Source organism: Neorhizobium sp. DAR64872/K0K18, from assembly GCF_050500175.1.
In the GTDB taxonomy this organism is placed as follows: Bacteria; Pseudomonadota; Alphaproteobacteria; order Rhizobiales; family Rhizobiaceae; genus Neorhizobium; species Neorhizobium soli.
The window spans coordinates 2,153,383-2,173,008 of record NZ_CP191446.1; the positions used below are offsets into that span (position 1 = coordinate 2,153,383).

Annotated in this window: 23 protein-coding genes; 15 read left to right on the forward strand and 8 right to left on the reverse strand. The window is 60.6% G+C overall.

Features of this window, described 5'->3' with window-relative positions:
* Window positions 1-32: 32 nt before the first annotated feature.
* Entirely contained in the window at window positions 33-293 is a 261-nt protein-coding gene (locus ACQY1P_RS16040; RefSeq protein ID WP_062455848.1) for a DUF2188 domain-containing protein, read from the reverse strand.
* A gap of 199 nt (window positions 294-492) precedes the next feature.
* On the opposite strand from ACQY1P_RS16040, the gene ACQY1P_RS16045 reads away from it, so the two are divergent.
* Both ACQY1P_RS16045 and ACQY1P_RS16050 read left to right on the forward strand, forming a co-directional pair.
* On the forward strand, window positions 493-1,605 hold the full coding sequence (locus ACQY1P_RS16045) for a calcium:proton antiporter (protein WP_062455845.1): 1,113 nt from the start codon (window positions 493-495) through the stop codon (window positions 1,603-1,605).
* A 124-nt stretch (window positions 1,606-1,729) separates the two neighbouring features.
* A complete protein-coding gene (locus ACQY1P_RS16050) occupies window positions 1,730-2,950 on the forward strand; it encodes a PQQ-dependent sugar dehydrogenase (RefSeq protein ID WP_430254355.1) in 1,221 nt (406 codons plus the stop codon).
* 134 nt (window positions 2,951-3,084) lie between these two features.
* On the opposite strand, the gene ACQY1P_RS16055 is transcribed toward ACQY1P_RS16050, so the two are convergent.
* A complete protein-coding gene (locus ACQY1P_RS16055) occupies window positions 3,085-4,287 on the reverse strand; it encodes a pyridoxal phosphate-dependent aminotransferase (protein WP_062455840.1) in 1,203 nt (400 codons plus the stop codon).
* A 220-nt stretch (window positions 4,288-4,507) separates the two neighbouring features.
* Here ACQY1P_RS16055 and ACQY1P_RS16060 point away from each other — a divergent pair, with 220 nt between their 5' ends.
* Together ACQY1P_RS16060 and ACQY1P_RS16065 are read left to right on the forward strand one after the other, a co-directional pair.
* The gene (locus tag ACQY1P_RS16060; protein WP_430251366.1) at window positions 4,508-5,449 is read left to right on the forward strand and encodes an EAL domain-containing protein; all 942 of its coding nucleotides are present in this window, start codon (window positions 4,508-4,510) and stop codon (window positions 5,447-5,449) included.
* 478 nt (window positions 5,450-5,927) lie between these two features.
* The gene (locus ACQY1P_RS16065) at window positions 5,928-6,143 is read left to right on the forward strand and encodes a cold-shock protein (RefSeq protein ID WP_006725577.1); all 216 of its coding nucleotides are present in this window, start codon (window positions 5,928-5,930) and stop codon (window positions 6,141-6,143) included.
* Between the two features lie 78 nt (window positions 6,144-6,221).
* Here the strand turns inward: ACQY1P_RS16065 and ACQY1P_RS16070 are convergent, their stop codons facing one another.
* Window positions 6,222-6,869, reverse strand: a complete 648-nt coding sequence (locus ACQY1P_RS16070; protein ID WP_209901354.1) for an MBL fold metallo-hydrolase — start codon at window positions 6,867-6,869, stop codon at window positions 6,222-6,224.
* A 68-nt stretch (window positions 6,870-6,937) separates the two neighbouring features.
* Complete coding sequence (locus ACQY1P_RS16075) at window positions 6,938-7,132, reverse strand: hypothetical protein (protein ID WP_062455833.1); 195 nt, start codon at window positions 7,130-7,132, stop codon at window positions 6,938-6,940.
* Between the two features lie 216 nt (window positions 7,133-7,348).
* Here ACQY1P_RS16075 and ACQY1P_RS16080 point away from each other — a divergent pair, with 216 nt between their 5' ends.
* From ACQY1P_RS16080 to ACQY1P_RS16090, 3 genes are read left to right on the forward strand one after another with little or no spacing between them, the layout of a single operon-like run.
* On the forward strand, window positions 7,349-7,873 hold the full coding sequence (locus ACQY1P_RS16080) for a MarR family winged helix-turn-helix transcriptional regulator (protein ID WP_062582974.1): 525 nt from the start codon (window positions 7,349-7,351) through the stop codon (window positions 7,871-7,873).
* 13 nt (window positions 7,874-7,886) lie between these two features.
* Window positions 7,887-8,585: a response regulator gene (locus ACQY1P_RS16085; protein ID WP_062455827.1), complete on the forward strand. Its 699-nt coding sequence runs from the start codon at window positions 7,887-7,889 to the stop codon at window positions 8,583-8,585.
* A 39-nt stretch (window positions 8,586-8,624) separates the two neighbouring features.
* Window positions 8,625-10,004, forward strand: a complete 1,380-nt coding sequence (locus tag ACQY1P_RS16090) for an ATP-binding protein (RefSeq protein ID WP_430254357.1) — start codon at window positions 8,625-8,627, stop codon at window positions 10,002-10,004.
* A gap of 92 nt (window positions 10,005-10,096) precedes the next feature.
* Here ACQY1P_RS16090 and ACQY1P_RS16095 read toward each other — a convergent pair whose 3' ends face one another.
* The 4 genes from ACQY1P_RS16095 to ACQY1P_RS16110 all read right to left on the reverse strand — a co-directional run bounded on the left by ACQY1P_RS16095 (window position 10,097) and on the right by ACQY1P_RS16110 (window position 12,583).
* Window positions 10,097-10,438, reverse strand: coding sequence for a tRNA-binding protein (locus tag ACQY1P_RS16095; protein WP_430254359.1), 342 nt, complete (start codon window positions 10,436-10,438; stop codon window positions 10,097-10,099).
* Between the two features lie 6 nt (window positions 10,439-10,444).
* The gene (gene proC / locus ACQY1P_RS16100) at window positions 10,445-11,260 is read right to left on the reverse strand and encodes a pyrroline-5-carboxylate reductase (protein ID WP_192077196.1); all 816 of its coding nucleotides are present in this window, start codon (window positions 11,258-11,260) and stop codon (window positions 10,445-10,447) included.
* Window positions 11,260-11,760 carry a YbjN domain-containing protein gene (locus ACQY1P_RS16105; protein ID WP_062455815.1) on the reverse strand — a complete coding sequence of 167 codons (501 nt, stop codon included), beginning with the start codon at window positions 11,758-11,760 and terminating at the stop codon, window positions 11,260-11,262. Before ACQY1P_RS16105 ends, proC begins: the two co-directional genes overlap by 1 nt.
* Before the next feature lie 538 nt (window positions 11,761-12,298).
* Window positions 12,299-12,583, reverse strand: a complete 285-nt coding sequence (locus ACQY1P_RS16110; RefSeq protein ID WP_062455813.1) for an accessory factor UbiK family protein — start codon at window positions 12,581-12,583, stop codon at window positions 12,299-12,301.
* A 234-nt stretch (window positions 12,584-12,817) separates the two neighbouring features.
* Here ACQY1P_RS16110 and lgt point away from each other — a divergent pair, with 234 nt between their 5' ends.
* From lgt to ACQY1P_RS16150, 8 genes are all read left to right on the forward strand, one after another.
* Window positions 12,818-13,648 (forward strand): prolipoprotein diacylglyceryl transferase, encoded by an 831-nt coding sequence (gene lgt / locus ACQY1P_RS16115; RefSeq protein ID WP_430254361.1) that lies wholly within the window; start codon window positions 12,818-12,820, stop codon window positions 13,646-13,648.
* Window positions 13,645-14,760: a class I SAM-dependent methyltransferase gene (locus ACQY1P_RS16120; RefSeq protein ID WP_062455810.1), complete on the forward strand. Its 1,116-nt coding sequence runs from the start codon at window positions 13,645-13,647 to the stop codon at window positions 14,758-14,760. The genes lgt and ACQY1P_RS16120 overlap by 4 nt, the downstream gene beginning before the upstream one ends.
* Window positions 14,761-14,886: 126 nt before the next feature.
* Window positions 14,887-15,678 (forward strand): peptidoglycan editing factor PgeF, encoded by a 792-nt coding sequence (gene pgeF, locus ACQY1P_RS16125; protein WP_430254363.1) that lies wholly within the window; start codon window positions 14,887-14,889, stop codon window positions 15,676-15,678.
* A gap of 18 nt (window positions 15,679-15,696) precedes the next feature.
* A complete protein-coding gene (locus ACQY1P_RS16130; RefSeq protein WP_430254365.1) occupies window positions 15,697-16,848 on the forward strand; it encodes a M24 family metallopeptidase in 1,152 nt (383 codons plus the stop codon).
* Window positions 16,849-16,926: 78 nt separating this feature from the next.
* Window positions 16,927-17,670 (forward strand): hypothetical protein, encoded by a 744-nt coding sequence (locus ACQY1P_RS16135; protein WP_430254367.1) that lies wholly within the window; start codon window positions 16,927-16,929, stop codon window positions 17,668-17,670.
* A 125-nt stretch (window positions 17,671-17,795) separates the two neighbouring features.
* The gene (locus ACQY1P_RS16140) at window positions 17,796-18,728 is read left to right on the forward strand and encodes a ribose-phosphate pyrophosphokinase (RefSeq protein ID WP_062455798.1); all 933 of its coding nucleotides are present in this window, start codon (window positions 17,796-17,798) and stop codon (window positions 18,726-18,728) included.
* 116 nt (window positions 18,729-18,844) lie between these two features.
* On the forward strand, window positions 18,845-19,249 hold the full coding sequence (locus tag ACQY1P_RS16145) for a Kazal-type serine protease inhibitor family protein (protein WP_082472021.1): 405 nt from the start codon (window positions 18,845-18,847) through the stop codon (window positions 19,247-19,249).
* Window positions 19,250-19,359: 110 nt separating this feature from the next.
* Window positions 19,360-19,617 carry a hypothetical protein gene (locus ACQY1P_RS16150; RefSeq protein ID WP_062455795.1) on the forward strand — a complete coding sequence of 86 codons (258 nt, stop codon included), beginning with the start codon at window positions 19,360-19,362 and terminating at the stop codon, window positions 19,615-19,617.
* Window positions 19,618-19,626 lie beyond the last annotated feature (9 nt).

Below are 19,626 nucleotides of genomic sequence, written 5' to 3' on the forward strand. Positions count from 1 at the left end.
GGCATGGCCTTCTTTTTGGTCGCAGCGAATGCTTAGCGCGCGTCCGCCTGATCGCCATCCACAACTTCGGCTTCGGGACGGTCACCGCCGTCGCTGTGCTCGGTGTGCCAGACGCCCTTTGCGTCCTGCCAGCTGATCTCTTCGGGCTCACCACCCACCTGCTGTTCGGCAGCCACAATCCGGGCCGCCTGCAGCGCGTCGTTGTGGTTCGGGAATGTTTCGGAATAAACGTCGCCCAGTCGATAGGCCCAGCCGCCATCATGTGGCACGATTGTGTAAACGACCTTGGTCATAGATCCTCCTGTATGTTTTTCGTGGCTGCCCGACCGGTCTCGGTCCAGAAGGCCGCGTAGTGCAAAAAAGCCGGAATACGCCGCGAAGTTCCTTCCACTGGCGAGGATAATGGCACCAAAGACCGATTATCGCAAACCGTCCTCTGTGCAGGTCGACCGACAACCCTAGTTTCTCCGAGATCGTTTCCAGGAGCTTCCAGTGCAAATCGCGACCCACCTCCGGCAGGAGAAATTCCTGCTGATCGCCCTCGTTGTCGCCATTCTCGGCTTCTTCATCGAACACTCAATTCTGGAGGCCGGAAAGACGGTGTCGCTGATCGCAGCAGCGCTCTTCGTCGGCGTGATCGTGCTTGCATCCACACGCGTCGCCCATCATGCGGAGGTTTTGGCGCACAAGGTTGGCGACCCCTATGGCACGATGATCCTCACCCTGTCCGCGGTAGCGGTCGAGGTCCTGATCCTCGCCATCATGATGGGTTCGAATTCCTCGCCGACGCTGGTGCGCGACACGATCTATTCGGCGGTGATGCTGGATATCAACGGCATTCTTGGCCTCGCGGCCCTGCTCGGTGGCCTGCGCCATGGCGAGCAACCCTATAACGACGATTCAAGCCGCACCTACACTGTCATGATCATGACGGCGGTAGGCATTTCGATGATCGTGCCGGAATTCGTACCGCGTGAAAGCTGGCACTACTATTCCGCCTTTACCATCTGCGCGATGATCGCGCTCTACGGCGTCTTTCTCAAGATGCAGGTCGGGCCGCACAGCTACTTCTTCAGCTACACCTATCCGCGGACCCAGAAGGCGGCAGCCGCCGGGACAGCGTCCGCGCCTCAGGAGGAGGCCGCCGAGGATTCCGCGGCCGTATCGATCGGCATCATTCTTCTGGGCGTTCTGATCATCGGCTTCCTGGCGGAATTCATGTCGGTCTTCATGGGCGAAGGCCTGGAAGGCTCCGGCGCGCCGATCGCGCTGACCGCCGTGGTTGTCGCCGCTATCTCCGCCGCGCCGGAAATCCTGACCGCCATGCGGGCGGCGCTCAAGAACCGCATGCAGTCCGTCGTCAACATCGCCATGGGCGCGTCGCTCTCGACGGTCATTCTCACCGTCCCGGTCATGGAAGGCATCGCGCTCTATACCGGCCAGCCCTTCATCATGGCGATGACGCCGGTCCAGACGGTGATGGTGGCAATCACGCTCGTGGTTGCGGCGATCAACCTCAACGACGGCCAGACCAACGCAATCGAGGGCATGACCCATTTCGTGCTGTTTGCGACCTTCATCATGTTGACGATGATCGGATTGTGACATCTGTAATAAAGAAGAGTTGAACACCCTGTGTTCGGTCTTCGGGACTGGCCGCCCTAGATGGGACAATGCCTGGCGAGCGATCGCCACTGAAAGGCATCAAGACAAAGTCCGGAGGTGACCCATGAAACGCACGAACATCTTCCTTGCAGGCACGGCCCTGGCTCTCGCACTGGTCGGCGCTCCCGCGATGGCGCAAACCGGTGGCAAACCGGTTGAAACAAGCGCTCCAAATGCGAAGGATCAAAAACCTGCCTTCACCGGTCAGACCCGCGCAGCGCAGCCGGCGGAAATGCCTAAGATCGCCACCGAAGTCGTTGCCGAAGGGCTTCCGCACATCTGGTCTATGGAATTTCTCCCCGATGGCCGCATGCTCGTGACCGCCAAGGAAGGCGCGATGCATATCATCAAGGACGGCGAGCCCGGCCCTGCGATCGAAGGCGTTCCGAAAGTCCTGTCCGCTGGCCAGGGCGGTCTTCTCGACGTGGCCCTCGCCCCGGATCACGAAACGTCCGGCATGATCTTCTTCTCCTTCTCCGAAGAGCGTGAAGACGGCAACGGCACATCCGTCGCTTCCGCCAAGCTCGTCGCCAACGACGATGGCGGCGGCAAGCTGGAAAACGTCAAGGTGATCTTCCAGCAGATGCCGAGCTATGACGGCAACAAGCATTTCGGCTCGCGCCTCACCTTTGGCCCCAACAACGAGCTCTATGTCACGGTCGGCGAGCGGTCCGATCCGGAGCCGCGTGTCCAGGCACAGGATCTCAAAAGCGGTCTTGGAAAAGTCTTCCGCATCGACATGGACGGCAAGGCCCTGCCCGACAATCCATTCGTTGATCAGGCCGAAGCGCGGCCGGAAATCTGGTCCTACGGCCACCGCAATCTCCAGTCAGCAGCACTCGATGGCAACGGCCGCCTCTGGACGGTCGAACATGGCCCCAAGGGCGGCGATGAGTTGAACCGACCGGAAGCCGGCAAGAACTACGGCTGGCCGGAGGTCACCTACGGCGTCGAATATAGCGGCGGCAAGGTAGGCGACGGCATCACCGAGAAGGCTCAGACCGAACAGCCCGTCTATTACTGGGATCCGGTCATCGGCCCCTCCGGCATGGCCTTCTACGATGGAGATGCGATCCCCGAATGGAAGGGCGCATTCCTGGTCGGCGGTCTGGTAACCCAGGGCGTGGTGGTCCTGCACATGGATGGCGACAAGGTGAGCCACGAAGAACACGTTCCGCTCAAGGCTCGCATCCGCGACGTCAAGGTCGGCCCCGATGGCGCCGTCTACGCCGTCACCGAAACCCGCTCCGGCTCCTCGACGATCGTCAAGCTAACCAAGGCTTAAACGCAGGATCCTCGAAAAGGGGCTCGGTCGGGGCTATAGCCGTGGCCCGCCCCGACCTTCCCTCCACTGGACCACCACTCACGAAAAAGCCCGGCGCTTGGCCGGGCTCTCCCATCAAACTCGTGTCTCGAAACTTACTTGCAGGCTGCGCAGAAGCGCTGGATGCGCTTGCAGGCTTCTTCGAGAATGTCTTCCGACGTCGCGTAGGAGATGCGGAAGTTCGGGCCGAGACCGAAGGCCGATCCGTGAACCACGGCGACACCTTCCGATTCCAGGAGCTCGGACACGAAATCCTCGTCCGTTTCGATGACTTTGCCGGTCGGAGCCGTCTTGCCGATCAGGCCGGCGCAGGACGGATAGACGTAGAATGCGCCTTCAGGCTTCGGGCAAACGATGCCGGATGCCTGGTTAAGCATCGACACGACGAGATCGCGGCGGCCTTCGAAGATCGCCTTGTTCTTGGTCACGAAATCCTGCGGACCGTTGAGCGCCTCGACAGCCGCCCACTGTGCGATAGACGATGCGCCCGAGGTCTGCTGGCCCTGGATCATGTCCATGGCCTTGATCAGTTCGATCGGACCGGCAGCATAGCCGATGCGCCAGCCGGTCATCGCATAGGCCTTGGAAACACCGTTCATCGTCAGCGTCCGGTCGTAGAGTTTCGGCTCCACTTCGACCGGCGTCGCGAACTTGAAGTCGCCGAAGGTCAGGTGCTCGTACATGTCGTCGGTCAGGATCCAAACATGGGGATGCTTCAGCAGCACGTCGGTCAGCGACTTCAATTCATCCGCGCTATAGGCAGCGCCCGTCGGGTTCGACGGCGAGTTGAAGATGAACCACTTGGTCTTCGGCGTGATCACGCTTTCCAGCTCTTCGGCCGTCAGCTTGAAGTTGTTTTCCTGCTTGGTCGAAATCGTGACCGGCGTGCCGCCGCAGATCGAGACCATTTCCGGGTAGGAAACCCAGTAGGGTGCCGGGATGATCACTTCATCCCCTGCATTCATCGTCGCCATGAAGGCATTGAACAGAATCTGCTTTCCGCCGGTTCCGACGATGGTCTGCTCGACCTTGTAGTCGAGGTTGTTTTCGCGCTTGAACTTGTCGACGATCGCCTTGCGCAGCTCTGGAATACCCGAAACCGGCGTGTACTTGGTTTCACCGCGGTTGATCGCGTCGATCGCCGCCTGCTTGACATTGTCAGGCGTGTCGAAGTCAGGCTCACCGGCACCGAGACCGATAATATCACGACCTTTCGCCTTCAGTTCGCGAGCTTTCTGGGAAACAGCGATTGTCGCTGAAGGCTTTACACGGGAAAGGGCGTCGGCAAGAAAGGCCATGTCGTTTCGGTCCTGGGCTGATTGAACACTACGGCGGGGTGCGCTCATTCGCCGCCGAGCGGCCGCCTCAAGCTGTATGGAGAATGAACCGGCGCCTTTCAAGAAAAAAGCATGAATGAATGCGATCAATGTCGCTGATTAAAACCTTCGGACGCGTATTTACGACCGCGTAACCCGTCTCGCCTACAATCTGCAAAATTGCGCAGGAGACGGTACGGGTATGGCATCGAGAAGCATTTTCGCCAACCTGGTTCGCGGCGACGACGGGGCATGGTCGACCGCGTACGGGCCTTTCATTCTCAGATCCGCGCTTCAGCCCATTTTCAGAACGTCGAAACCCGGCAATCGGCTGACCATCGAAGCCTTTGTCGGGCTCGTGCGCGCCTATCGTGGCGAAGAGCCCGTTCCCCCGCACGAATTCTTCAGCCTCGTTGATCCCGCCGAAGTTGCCGATATCGACAGCATGGTCCGGACGATCCATATTCTCAACACCGGCCGGCTCGACAGACGCCAGGCGAAGATCTTCGTCAAGTTCCAGCCGGGTCTGGTGCGCACGCCCGAAGACATGCGCCACGAAGTCGAACGCATCAAACTTGCGAGCCACGAAGCCGGACTTGCCGTCAACCGGATCGTCTGCGAAATCCGCCAGACCGCCGAGACCAACGCCGCCGTTATCGCCGACTTCACCAGCCACATGCGCGCCATCGGCTTCCAGGTGGCGATCGATGATTACGGTGCGGGCGAGTCCGATCTGGCGCTTCTCAAGCGGGTGAAGCCTGACTACGTCAAATTCGAACCCGGCTGGGTCCGCGACTTTCTCGACAATCCGGCAGGAGCAGCACTCCTGCGCGTCGTCCTGCAGCAGATGCTGGATGACGGGATCGAGCCGATCATCGAAGGACTGGAGGAAATGTGGCAGGTGGAGGTGTGCGAGGAATTCGGCGCGTCTCTCGTGCAGGGATATGCACTCGCACGGCCTGAACTCGCCCCGACCACGTTCGACAGGACATTCCCGGAACACGGCCTGCCGCGCATCGGCGGCGACCTCGACATGAGCCCCTCGCCTGCATCCGCCATTCGCGTCTCTGCCGCCGCCCCGTTTCCGTCGGCCACCCCTCTCAAGCGGATGAAAACCTTCGGCCGCAGACATCAGGGCAGCTAGCCGTCCGCACCTTCACCGGTTCGCAGTGGGACTTCCCGCAGAGAGTGTAGACGTTGGGAAACGGCTACAAACATGACGCGAACACGCATAGAGCCGATCGGGCGAAGCATCGCCAGCGATCCGTTGCCCATCCAACTTCCTTCGGACCATGCGCAAAGCCCGCATTTGCAGCGCTTTTGGCCAAATGAGGCAGGCTGGAACGGGCCTGCCTTTCAAAAAACTTTTTCTTGCCAATTTTTGATAAACACAGCACTCTGTCCATGTTCGGGCAATTTACGAGCATGGGAAGACCTATAATGACGCGCTCCGAAGGCGCCAAGACTTCGGGCGGGAACTGGGGGCTTGGTTTTATACCTTATCTGCCAGTCGCCGCGGTAAACACAGGGACCCTTTCTTAAAGCTGCCTGCCGCCGCCCGTGAGGGCACACTCTGATGCTGTCCGCCGCTGAACACGGACAGAAGGAAAAGGACCTGCTGCATGGCCGAGACTGGCACTGTGAAATTCTTCAATACGGACAAGGGATTCGGCTTTATCAAACCAGACAACGGTGGCGCCGATATCTTCGTTCATATCTCCGCCGTACAGGCTTCCGGCCTGTCCGGGCTGACTGAAAACCAGAAAGTAAGCTTCGACACGGAACCGGATCGTCGCGGAAAAGGCCCCAAGGCCGTCAATCTGCAGATCTCCGGTTGAGCTTCAAAAGCTCGCTCATTCCAGTTGGAGCCCGGCAGTGATGCCGGGTTTTTTTATGCCCGTGATACCGGTTGCCGGTTACAGGCCCTTCAGGAATGGATTGCTGCGGCGCTCGTCGCCGATCCGGCTTCCCGGTCCATGACCGCAGAGAAAACCTACCTCGTCTCCCAGCGGCAGAACCTTGGTGCGGATCGAGTCCATCAGGGTCGCGTGATCGCCTCCGGGTAGATCAGTCCGTCCGACCGACCCGGCAAACAGGACGTCACCAAGATGTGCGAAGGCATTGTCTCTGTTATAGAAGATGACGTGACCGGGCGAATGTCCCGGACAATGAAAAACCTCGAACACATGCTCGCCGAACGAGACTGTTTCGCCTTCGTCAAGAAACCGATCAGGCACGACGTTGCGGACGTCGTCGTCGACACCGAACATCTGAGCCTGCTTTTCAAGGTTTTCAAGAAGGGGAAGATCGTCGCGGTGGGGTCCGACGACAGGAATGCCCAGCACCTCACGAAGTTCGTCGGCACCTCCGGCATGATCGATATGCCCGTGGGTCAGCCAGATCTCGGACAGGGTAATGCCACTTTTGCGCACGAGGTCCAGAATAACCCCGATGTCACCGCCTGGGTCGACAATGACGCCTGTCTTTGTATCGTCGTCAAAGAAGACGGTACAGTTTTGTTGAAATGGCGTCACCGGAATGACGCTTGCCTGCAATCGACCCATAATGCCTGTCCTGCCCTGAACGTTGTCGTTCTTCATAGCCGGAAGGCGTGCCGATGACAGCCTCAAAATCAGTTGATAGCGGCGGCCAGATACGTGCCTTCGGCAGCAACCGGCGGAGCCAGCGAAACAGTCGCCAGCAGAAATGCCGAGACGACGACTTTAAGCGCAATCACCGTGATGAAGACCGGGCGCAGCGGATGAGCTTCGGCCTTGGTCTGGTTCAGCTCGATCGGCGGCATTGCGGAATAAGTGTGCGCGTTCATTGAATAATCTCCAGTCGTTCGCTGGGAATAATGGCGCTTGGGGATAAAGGTTCCGCCGGACAAGTCATGCGCGCAAAAGAAAGTGCGTGTTCTCCCTGAAAGCAACACAACCGGTCGAATTTTGACCGCCAGAGCGATTTATCACGGGCGACAGCGCAAAAGGATTACGTTAAACAGCTTCACACGATGAAGACGTAGCGAGCGAAAGGAAACGGCGTGCCGCCTGCAGCGACGGGAAAAGCCGTCAAGAAAGTCCCGCCACAGATGCCCGTGGTCGACGAGGGCCAGATCGATTTCGAAGCGATCGAGCTGTTCTTCTTTGCCTATCGCGACTTCGTGTCCGATCCGGACGCTATCCTGGCGAAGATCGGCATGGGGCGCGCCCACCATCGGGTTGTCTATTTCGTCTGCCGCCAGCCGGGGATGATGGTGACGGATCTTCTCGATTTGTTGCAGATTACCAAGCAGAGCCTCGCCCGCGTCCTGAAGCAGTTGATCGAGACTGGCTATATCCGGCAGATGGCCGGGGCCAAGGATCGCAGACAGCGCCGCCTCTATCCGACCCTTGCCGGCCGCGAACTGGCGCTGGCCCTGTGCGAGCCGCAATCCAAGCGTATCGCACGCGCCATGGAAGACTTCACCCCCGGGATGCGGGAAAGCGTAACCCTTTTCCTTCAACGGATGCGTGGACGTGACCCGAACCTCGTGATTTCTGATATCGACATCAGTCAGGATATCTGACCGGGACAGACAGATGACCAATACACCGCTTTTGGACGACGCCCCTCACCTTCTCGTTGTCGACGACGACACCCGCATCCGCGATCTCCTCAACCGCTATCTGGTGGAGCAGGGTTTCCGCATCACGGTCGCGGGAGATGCCGCCGAAGCGCGGCGCAAGTTGGAAGGACTGCATTTCGACCTCATCATTCTCGACGTGATGATGCCGGGCGAAACAGGCCTGTCGCTCACCCAGTCGCTTTATGAAAAGAAGACCACCCCGGTCATCCTCCTGACGGCACGGGTCGAGGCAGAATCGCGCATCGCCGGTCTCGAGGCAGGTGCCGACGATTACCTGTCAAAACCCTTCGATCCGCGCGAACTGGTCCTGCGCATCAACAACATCCTGCGCCGCAGCAGCTCGGCCGATGCACCGAAGATCGAGCAGATCATGTTTGGTCCGTTCACCTTCTCGATCCCGCGCAAGGAACTGCGCAAGGCGGCCGAGACGATCCGCCTGACCGACCGCGAACAGGAAATCATGATGCTGTTTGCCTTGCGCGCCGGCGAAACGATCCCCCGCCACGAACTGATCGGGGACGATACGGATGTCGGCGAGCGCACAATCGACGTGCAGATCAACCGGCTGCGTCGTAAGATCGAAGAAGACCCCGCCAACCCGGTCTATCTCCAGACCGTGCGTGGCATCGGGTACAGGCTGAGTATCGACTGATGCACAAGAGACCGACGACAGGACGATAACGGGCGGCGAATGGCAATTTTCAACACGCTGAAGCGAGAGACCAGCCGGTTGACCCTCCCCGGTTGGCGTCCGTTCACGCGCTGGCTGCGTCGCTGGCTGCCGACGGGCCTCTACACCCGTTCGTTGCTGATCGTCATTCTCCCCATGCTTCTGCTGCAGACGGTCGTCGCCGCGGTGTTCATGGAACGCCACTGGCGAATGGTGACGGAGCGCCTGTCTGAAGGCACCGTTCGCGACATCGCCGCCATTATCGAAATCATCCGCAGTTATCCGCAGGACAGCAACTACAACGAAGTCAGCCGTATCGCCGACAGCTCTCTCGGCCTGACGATTGCAATCGAGGAGAACGGCCAGCTCCCGCCGCCCCGCCAGCGCCCCTTCTTCGCGATCCTCGACAACATCCTTGCCGAACAGTTGAGCAGTCAGATCCGCATGCCGTTCTGGATCGATACGGTAGGCGACAGTCGGCTCGTCGAGATCCGCGTGAAAATGGACGAACGGGTGCTGCGGGTGTTTGCCAGACGCGGCTCTACCTACGCGTCCAACACCCACATCTTCCTGATCTGGATGATCGGCACCGCCTTCGTGCTGGTGGTGATTTCGATCCTGTTCCTCCGCGGCCAGATCCGCCCGATTCTGAGACTTGCCCAGGCGGCGGAAAGTTTCGGCAAGGGACAAAAGACCGAAGGCTTTTCGCCGCGCGGCGCAGACGAGGTAAGGCGCGCAGGCCTTGCCTTCATCCAGATGCGCGAACGGCTCGAACGGCAGATGGAGCAGCGCACCGCGATGCTGGCCGGCATCAGCCACGACCTGCGCACCATCCTCACCCGCTTCAAGCTGCAGCTGGCACTTGCCGGCAACAAGCCTGAGCTCGCCGGCATGGAACAGGATGTCGAAGACATGCAGTCTATGCTGGAGGGCTATCTGGCATTTGCCAAGGGCGAGGCCGAGGAGGATTTCGGCACGCTCTATCTCAGCGAGCTTCTCGAGAAATTCCGCGTAAGTTTCAGCCTGCACGGCCAGATCCTCACCTACCACATCGAAGGCGATGACGAGATCGCTGTGAGGCCCAACGCCTTCAACCGCCTGCTCGGAAACCTCGTCTCAAACAGCCAGCGCTACGCAGACAACCTGCATATCGATGCGCGCCACAGCGCCAAGTGGCTGACATTGACCCTCGATGACGACGGCCCGGGCGTTCCTGCGCAATCCCGCGAGGATGTGTTCAAGCCATTCCACAGGCTCGACGAGGCCCGCAATCTCGATGCGTCCGGAACCGGCCTCGGCCTCGCGATCGCCCGCGACATCGCCCGCTCGCATGGCGGCAATGTCATGCTGGACGACAGTCCGAGCGGTGGCTTGAGAGCTATCGTTCGCGTTCCCGCCTGACCGAAGGCCGGCAGTCAAAGAGCTCACGTGAGAGTTAGGGAGACTGTTGGCGAAACGGCTAAGGTGTCCGGTGAGGACGCCCTCGCGCCTGATCACATCATCTTCTTGCCGTTTGGAACGCCCTGCTCGACGGCAGCCAGAACGATCGCGCCGTTCTCGTCTTCAAAGCCAAGCGTCAGCACTTCGGAACGGACCGGCCCGATCTGGCGCGGCGGAAAATTGACGACGCCCAGCACCTGGCGTCCGAGCAGCGTTTCAGGCGTATAGTGGACGGTAATCTGCGCCGACGATTTCTTGACGCCGATCTCAGGCCCGAAATCGATCTTCAGCTTGAAGGCCGGCTTGCGGGCTTCCGGAAACGGCTCGACCTCGACGATCGTGCCAACCCGGATATCGACCTTCTCGAACTCGGCAAAGCTTATCTCGTCAGACATGGCTGCTCAGCGTCCCAGTTCTTCCGCGCGGCTCCGCGCTGCCTCGATTGCCTTGTCGAACAGCGGCTGCATCCCATCGTCTGCCATTAGCACGGAGAGGGCAGCAGCCGTGGTGCCGCCCGGAGACGTCACGTTCTGGCGAAGCCGCGAGGCATCCTCCGTCGATTGATGCAGAAGTTCTCCCGCACCCGACACGGTTTCGCGCGCAAGCCGCATCGCAAGATCGGCAGGAAGACCGGCTTTGCGCCCGGCCTCCGCCATGCATTCGACCAGATAGAAGACATAAGCCGGGCCACTGCCGGAAACGGCGGTGACGGCATCGATATCCGCCTCGCTCGAAACCCACTCGACCGGGCCGCTGACTTTGAGCAGCGCATGCACGGCGTCGCGCTGGGCGGCGGAAACCTTGTCGTTGGCATAGGCGCCGGTCACGCCGCGGCCGATCATGGCCGGCGTATTCGGCATGGCGCGCACCATCGCAGCCTCGCCGAGATGTCTCTGCATCGAGGACAACGTCTTGCCCGCCGCGACCGACACGACGACCGTCGCATCGCCGACCAGAGCCTTCAATGGCGGCAGGACGGCATCCATCAGCTGCGGCTTGACCGCAAGGAACAGAATGTCTGCCGACATGCCTTCAGGAATTGCCGTCACATGTGTCGCGCCGGCATCTGACATCATGGCCCGCATCGCATCTGACGGCGATGGGTCAACGACGGTGACGGAAGCGCCGGGAACGCCGTTCTTCAACCAGCCGGAAAGCATGGCGCCGCCCATATTGCCGGCACCGACGAGAACGATCGAACCCAGCTGCAACGCCATCAAGCCTCGCCGACCGTCTCGAACAGAACGCAATCCATGGCAGCCTTCGCTTCCATGCCGGACCAGACGACGAACTGGAACGCCTGATAATAGGCCTCGCAGGCATCAAGCGCGCTGGAAAACAGAACCTCGACCTGCTGGTTCGTGGGTTCGGCACCGCCGGCCAGCAGAAGCGACTGGCGGAAGATCACCACGTCTTCCTGACGCCACAGGTCGAAATGCCCCATCAGCGTCTGTCCATTCACGTAGGACAGAAGCCGGATGACCTCGTTCACGCGGATATCGGGGATCTTCAGATCGAAGGCGCAGGCGAGATGCAGCGCCTCGAACTCCTCCATCCAGGAGAAGGATACGTGGTAGTCCGTCCACCGACCCTCCACGGTCATGGCGATCTCGTCTTCGCCGGACCGTTCGAATGTCCAATCGTTGGAAGCTGCGACGAACTCGATCATGTCCACCGGGTTCGACTGTCGCTCAACGTTCAATTCCATGAGGCTCATGCGGCACCTTTTTGACCGGAATGAATGCGAATTCGAGCGGAACGCGCCAACACTTAACCGGAACTACATTTCGATGATCGCTCGTCGCCGCCAGAATAACTGAGTTACCCTGTCTGGAGCTTACCTTCAGCCTCGTCGGTAACCTGTCGGTCACCACCGGAAGCTCGCCGGCTCGTTTCGAATCATCGTGTAAAATCAGTGTAGCTAGACGGAGTCCGGCTGCCATCCCCTGAATGCCGATTTCCGTGGATTGAACCCCGAAACCGGTTCGCGCATGAGATCAGAACGGATGGTTAAATGACTCTGGACGCTGGCTTTTTTAAGAGTGTCCACAGGGCTTAATTTTTTGTAAATTCATGGGGATTTGGCGAGGCGAAACAGACGCCTGACTGTGCCGATTAGACGCGATGGCGCTCAATCGCGAATAGGCTGGGAAAGATCGCCGCGCAGGCTTTTGGCGCTGGACTTTGACGGCGATCTCAAACGGGGATTGCGAATCCCCTGAGGGGCCACAGTTTATGGCCGGATCTAAAGTGGCTTACTGACCTGACTGGCCCTGGTCGTGGCTCTGGCTCTGGCCGAATTTTGCCTCCAGCGCATCGAGACGGGCCTTTAGCGCAACATTCTCGTCGCGAGCGCGGGCAGCCATCTCGCGAACGGCTTCGAATTCTTCCCGCTTGACCAGATCCATGTTGTTAAGGAACCGTTCCGCCTGGGCATGGAAAGCCGTCTCCACTTCCTTGCGCACACCCTGTGCAGCGCCGGCAGCGTCCGTCATCAGCCGTGCGAAATCGTCGAATATGCGGTTCGTTCCGGTCGACATAAGGTTCCGTCTCCTTGCCATCGGCAGCGATATCGGCCCGATATCGGCCTGTGTTTGTCCTATGGGATCTGAAGTAGGGCTTGGGTCGCCGCGTTGCAAGCGTCATCCACTGTTGCGCGCGTCTCAGAATGAGATTCATCTTGACCGGCGATGTCCCCAAGTCCATCTTTTCACACGACTGTGAGTAAGCGAGACACCTGTAATTTGTACGAAGCGCTTCATTTTTTTGCTCTCATGCCATTTCCCGAGATAAATCCGGTCGCGTTCTCCTTGGGGCCGCTTGCGGTACACTGGTATGGCCTTGCCTATGTTGCCGGTATCATGCTGGGCTGGCTTTACGCCCGCAAGCTGACCGCAAACGCGTCACTGTGGCCCAACGGTCAGGCCCCGATGACCGCGGTCCATCTCGACGACTTCCTCGTCTGGATCGCGGCAGGCGTCGTGCTCGGCGGCCGCATCGGCTACATCCTGTTTTACGATCTCGGCCCGATCCTGGAAAACCCGATCCGCGCGATCGAGATCTGGAACGGCGGCATGTCCTTCCACGGCGGTTTCCTCGGCGCGACGATCGCGATGATCGTGTTTGCCCGCCGCCATGCCATTCCCGTCTGGAGCATGTTCGACATCGTCGCCGCCGTGGTGCCGTTCGGCCTGCTGTTCGGCCGCATTGCGAACTTCGTCAACGGCGAACTCTGGGGACGGTTGAGCGATGCACCATGGGCTGTCGTCTTCCCGACCGGTGGCCCGTTCGCCCGCCATCCGAGCCAACTCTATGAAGCAGGCCTGGAAGGCATCATCCTGCTTCTGGTGCTGGCACTCCTGATCTATCGTTTCAAGGCCCTTCGTGTACCCGGCACCATCTGCGGCGCGTTCGTCCTCGGCTACGGGCTCTGCCGAATTTTTGTCGAGTTCTTCCGCGAACCGGATGTGCAGCTCGGCTATTTGCTCGGCACCAATTGGCTAACGATGGGCATGGTGCTATCACTACCGATGGTTGCTGTTGGCATCTGGGCGATCACGCGGGCTCGCGTCGCCTCCGCGGCGAATAGTGTGAGGCACCCGTGAACAGCCCAGAAGTAACCACGCCCCTTGCCGAAAAGATCAAGACGCTGATCCGCGCCAGCGGACCGATCAGCGTCACCGACTATTTCGCGCTCTGCCTCGCCGATCCGGAATTCGGCTACTACCGCACCCGCGAACCTTTCGGCCGGCATGGTGATTTCGTCACCGCGCCGGAGATCAGCCAACTGTTCGGCGAAATGGTCGGCATCTTCATGGTCCATGCCTGGCAGCGCCAGGGTAGCCCGGGCGATGTGCGCCTGGTCGAGATCGGTCCCGGCCGCGGCACGATGATGTCCGACATGCTGCGCGTCATCCAGCGCATCGCACCATCCCTTATGGACGGCCTGCGTGTCCATCTGGTGGAAACCAGCGAACGCCTTCGCGGCGTTCAGCGCGTGACGCTCGAGGCCTATTCGACAAAAATTTCCTGGCACGACAGTTTCGAAGACGTGCCGGAAGGGTTCACCCTGATCGCCGCCAACGAGTTGTTCGACGCGATCCCGATCCGCCAGTTCGTGCGGACCCCGACCGGTTTTCGCGAAAGGCTCGTAGGCCTCGGCCCGGAGGACGAGCTGTCCTTCGTCGCCGGCATCGCCACGCTCGATCCGGTCCTCCTGCCGGCCCCCGTCGCTTCCATCCCGGAAGGCACGATCTTCGAATTCGCCCCTGCCCGCCAGGCCGTCATGCAGACGCTCTGCGAAAGGCTAAGGCATTTCGGCGGCAGTGCGCTCGTCATCGACTACGGCCATATGGTCACCAGTTTCGGCGATACGCTGCAGGCCGTAAAGAACCACGACTATGACCCGCCGCTTGCCAGCCCCGGCGAGGCAGATCTGACCAGCCATGTCGATTTCGAAGATCTCGCCAAGGTCGCCTTGGCGTCCGGCATTCATCTGAACGGCGGCCTCCATCAGGGCGAGTTCCTCTATGGCCTCGGCCTTGCCGAACGGGCTTCAGCCCTTGCGCGCGACAAGGAACCGTCCGAACAGCGGCTGATTGCTGCCGCGGTCGATCGTCTTGCCGGCGAAGGTGCGGGCAAGATGGGCGAACTCTTCAAGGTCATCGCGGTCTCGGGCTCCGCGGTCAATCTGATGCCCTTCCGTCCGGTCGACTGAAAGAGCACGTCCGGGCAGATTGACACACGCTATCGGCTTGCGCCAATCTCGCGCCCAATCGAAGCAGCGAGTGCCGCCAACGGTGCATCACGCAAAACCAACAAAATCAGCAGGGTGGATAAACCGATGCCGGAGAACGCCTCGCCGACGCCGATCGAAAGCGCAGTCTTGAACGCAGCAGCCGGCGCCAAAATCCGCCACGGCTTCTTCACGCGAAAGGGCGGCGTTTCGGACGGAATCTACGCCGGCCTCAATGTCGGTGTCGGGTCGAACGACGATCAGACGCTCGTTCTCGAAAACCGCCGGCGGGTTGCGGCCTGGTTCGATCTGCCGCTCGAAAAGCTCGCAACCGTCCATCAGGTCCATTCGCCTGATGTGGTCGTGGTCGATGCCGCCTATTCAGGCGAGCGCCCGCAGGTCGATGCGATGGTCGCGGCCACGCCCGGCGTCGTGATCGGCGTCCTGTCTGCCGATTGCGGCCCCATCCTGTTTGCCGATGGCGACAATGGCGTGATCGGCGCGGCCCACGCCGGCTGGAAGGGTGCACTGACCGGCGTGCTCGAAAACACGATCGACGCGATGGTGTCGCTCGGCGCCCTCAGGGAAAAGATCGTGGCCGTTCTCGGACCCTCGATCGGCCCTGACAGCTACGAGGTCGGCCCGGAATTCGTGGAACGCTTCCTCGGCGTGAACCCCGAATACGCAGCCTTCTTCACACCGTCTCCAAAGCCGCAGCATTCGATGTTCGATCTGCCCGCTCTCACCATGTCGCGGCTGAAGGCGGCAGGCGTCGCCGCTGAGAACCTCGGCCTCGACACCTACCCGGATCGGGAACGCTTCTTTTCCTATCGCCGCACGACGCATGACCAAGAGCCGGATTACGGCCGCCAGATTTCAGCCATCGCGCTTCAGCAATAAAAGTTCGGGAGGACTACCATGGCTCTGCACTTCGACAGATCGGAATATGCCGATCGCCTCGCCCGCCTGACGACGAAGATGGCCGAGGAAAAGCTCGATGCCATCCTGCTGTTTGCGCAGGAAAGCATGTACTGGCTGACCGGCTACGACACGTTCGGCTACTGCTTCTTCCAGACGCTGGTCGTGAAGGCCGATGGCTCGATGACGCTGCTCACGCGCTCTGCCGACCTTCGCCAGGCCCGCCAGACCTCGATCATCGAAAACATCGTCGTCTGGGTCGACCGGGTGAATGCCGATCCGACGCTCGATCTCAAGAACCTCTTGAGCGAACTCGATCTGCTCGGCGCAAAGATCGGCGTCGAATACGACACGCACGGCATGACCGGCCGCATCGCGCGCCTGCTCGACAACCAGCTCACCAATTTCGGCCAGCTCAGTGACGCATCCTATCTGGTCAGCCGCCTGCGCCTCGTCAAAAGCGCGGCCGAGATCGCTCATGTGCAACGCGCCGCCGAACTGGCCGATGATGCGCTCGACGCCGCTCTGCCGCTGATCAAGGCCGGCGGCGACGAGGCCGATATCCTCGCGGCAATGCAGGGCGCGGTGTTTTCCGGCGGCGGCGATTATCCCGCCAACGAATTCATCATCGGTTCCGGCGAGGATGCACTTTTGTGCCGGTACAAGGCCGGTCGCCGCAAGCTCGATGCCACCGACCAGCTGACGCTTGAATGGGCCGGCACGGCCGCCCACTATCACGTCGCGATGATGCGCACCGCGCTCGTCGGTGATCCATCGCCGCGCCACAAGGAACTCTACAAGGCCTGCCTTGAGACGATCCGGGCGATCGATGAGGTTCTGTCTCCAGGTCATACATTCGGGGACGTATTCGACACCCATGCCAGGATCCTCGACGAACGCGGCCTCTCCCGTCACCGTCTGAATGCCTGCGGCTATTCGCTGGGCGCCCGCTTCTCGCCGTCCTGGATGGAGCACCAGATGTTCCACTTCGGCAACCCGCAGGAGATCCTGCCCGGCATGACGCTGTTCGTGCACATGATCATCATGGACAGCGACAGCGGCGCGGCCATGACGCTCGGCCAGACCTATCTGACGACGGAAGGCGCTCCCCGGCCGCTTTCACGTCATGGTCTCGACCTTATCCAGGGCTGAGAAGCCCGCGATCATTGACAGGCCGGAAAATCCGACCTTAGCTTGTCGCGGGATGGGAACCGGCAAAGGGGCGAACGCATGCGGCTTATCGGAAAACTGCTTTCCGCCTGCATCGTTGCGCTGACCGTCTCCGGCTGCAACACCAGCGAGGCGCTGACGCCGCGCGCCGAGATCGGCGGCGGCAGTCGCGCATCGACACCGGTCACCCAGGCCGATACGGAACGCATGGCCCGATCCCCAAGGCCCGAGACCTACAGCAATCAGACCTACAGAAACGACACCTACCAGCCGCGCCCGCAAAATACGCTGGAGGCGCAGGCCCAGGCGATGCAGTCTGGCAACCAGACCTCGCCCGCCTCTTCAGGCCCACCGCCCGACTGGCAGGGCCAAAGCCAGGCTGAAGCCCAGTCTACCGCTGCAGCGCCCCAGCAGGAGGCTTCCCTGCCCGCCGCCGCAGGCAACACCATCCGCTTCCTGCCGATCATCGGTGCCCCCGTACAGGCCGTGACGCCGCTGTCGCGAAGGCTTGGCGCCGAGGCGCGCGCCGCCGGGCTGACGATCCGTCCCTCCAGCGATACGGGTACCGAGCAGATCCTCAAGGGCTATTTCTCGGCCTTCAGCGATGGCGAAAAGATCACCATCGTCTACGTCTGGGATGTTCTCGACAATACCGGCTCCAGGCTTCACCGCATGCAGGGGCAGGAAAATGTGCCCGACAGCGGCCAAGATCCATGGGCCTCAGTGCCGTCCTCGACGATGGAACTCATCGCCGCAAAGACGATCCAGGACTATATGAGCTGGCGGCAATCGCATGGCGGTTAGGTAACCATGATGTGACACGGTCACTGTTTCTTCGCAAAAAACGGTGGCCTGAGGGAAAACGCTATTGCATTCGAAGGTGGCGCCGGTAAAAGGCCGCCATCCAGCTTCAATACAGGCGGACCGCAATGAAGGTTTTCGCAGGCAATTCGAACCGGCATCTGGCCGACGCGATCTGCAGCTATCTTAATGTACCAGTCGGAAAAGCCTCGGTAAGGCGATTTGCAGACCAGGAAATCTTCGTTGAAATACAGGAGAATGTCCGTGGGGAAGACGTGTTCGTCATCCAGTCCACGTCGTTTCCGACCAACGATCACCTGATGGAACTGCTGATCATGATCGATGCGTTCCGGCGGTCTTCCGCCAAGCGCATCACGGCTGTGCTTCCCTATTTCGGCTATGCCCGTCAGGACCGCAAGGCCGGGCCGCGCACGCCGATCTCGGCCAAGCTCGTCGCCAACCTCATCACCGAGGCCGGCGCCAACCGTGTCATGACGCTCGATCTGCACGCAGACCAGATCCAGGGCTTCTTCGATATCCCGACCGACAACCTCTACGCCGTGCCGATTCTTGCGCGCGACGTGAAGGAACACTACGACCTTAACAACGTCATGGTGGTCTCGCCGGATGTCGGCGGCGTGGTTCGCGCCCGTGCGCTTGCCAAGCGCCTCGGCTGCCAGCTCGCCATCGTCGACAAGCGGCGTGAACGCGCAGGCGAGTCGGAAGTCATGAACGTCATCGGTGACGTGACCGGCAAGGATTGTCTCCTGATCGACGATATCGTCGATTCCGGCGGCACGCTCTGCAACGCAGCCGAGGCGCTTCTGAAGAACGGCGCCACAAGCGTCACCGCCTACATCACCCACGGCGTGCTGTCGGGCGGTGCCGTTGCCCGCATCGCGGCGTCCAAGCTCAAGGAACTGGTGATCACGGATTCGATCCAGCCGACGACATCCGTTCAGTCGGCGCACAATATCCGCGTCATCACCACGGCAAACCTTCTCGGCGAGGCGATCAACCGTACCGCCATGGAAGAGTCCGTCTCGAGCCTGTTCGACTAGGATTGACGCATGACCGTGGGACGGGCTCGGCAGCAAAAACGCTGCGGCCCCTGTCCCACGGCTATGTAAGTCTGATAGAGGTCTGCCATCCATCTGCAGAGGGAGGACCTATCGCGATGTCGATCCTACGAAACAAGCCGAAATGGCTTGCACTTTTCATCTTGGCTCCAATGCTTTCCGCCTGCGTCGACGCAGGTCCGGGCCCCGGCTATCCGCCGGAACGTCCCGCCCCCGGCTGGAGCCGGCCCGATCGCCCCGATCCCCGTCCAGATTGGGATCGCCCATCCAGACCCGATCGCCCGGATCGTCCATCAAGGCCTGACCGCCCGGATTGGGATCGCCCCTCGAGGCCGGATCGTCCCGGCAGACCTGACCGTCCTGAAAATGGCGGCGGCATGTGCACCCGCGAATATCGCCCGGTCTGCGGCCAGCGTGGCGGTCGGCTCCAGACATTCCCGAATGCCTGCGAAGCCCGCAATGCCGGCTTCGGCGCAGTCTCTCCGGGCGAATGCCGCCGGTGATCGCGACGTGAGTTGAACGCCAAGAATATAAACGCCGGGATTTTTCATCCCGGCGTTTTGCATTCGCGGCGTCTGTTGACTATGTAGGCGCGGTACCCAAGGAGTTCCGCATGGCCGCCCGCGACCGCTATTCCCGAAAACTCGAATGCTCGCAGTGCGGACATGCCGGTTATGCCGAAGTCTCCGAGTCCGACGACAAGCGCGCCAGCAATCGCGATTTTCGCATCGACGAACTCCCGAAAGGTTTTCAGACCGAGTTCGCCTCGAAAGATCCGCGCAAATACATGCTGCGCTGTAGCGACTGCGGCCACAAATTCCGGTTCGAGCAGAAAACTGCCTACGCCCCCGGCGGCGAACCTCGACGCTAGGTCAAACGT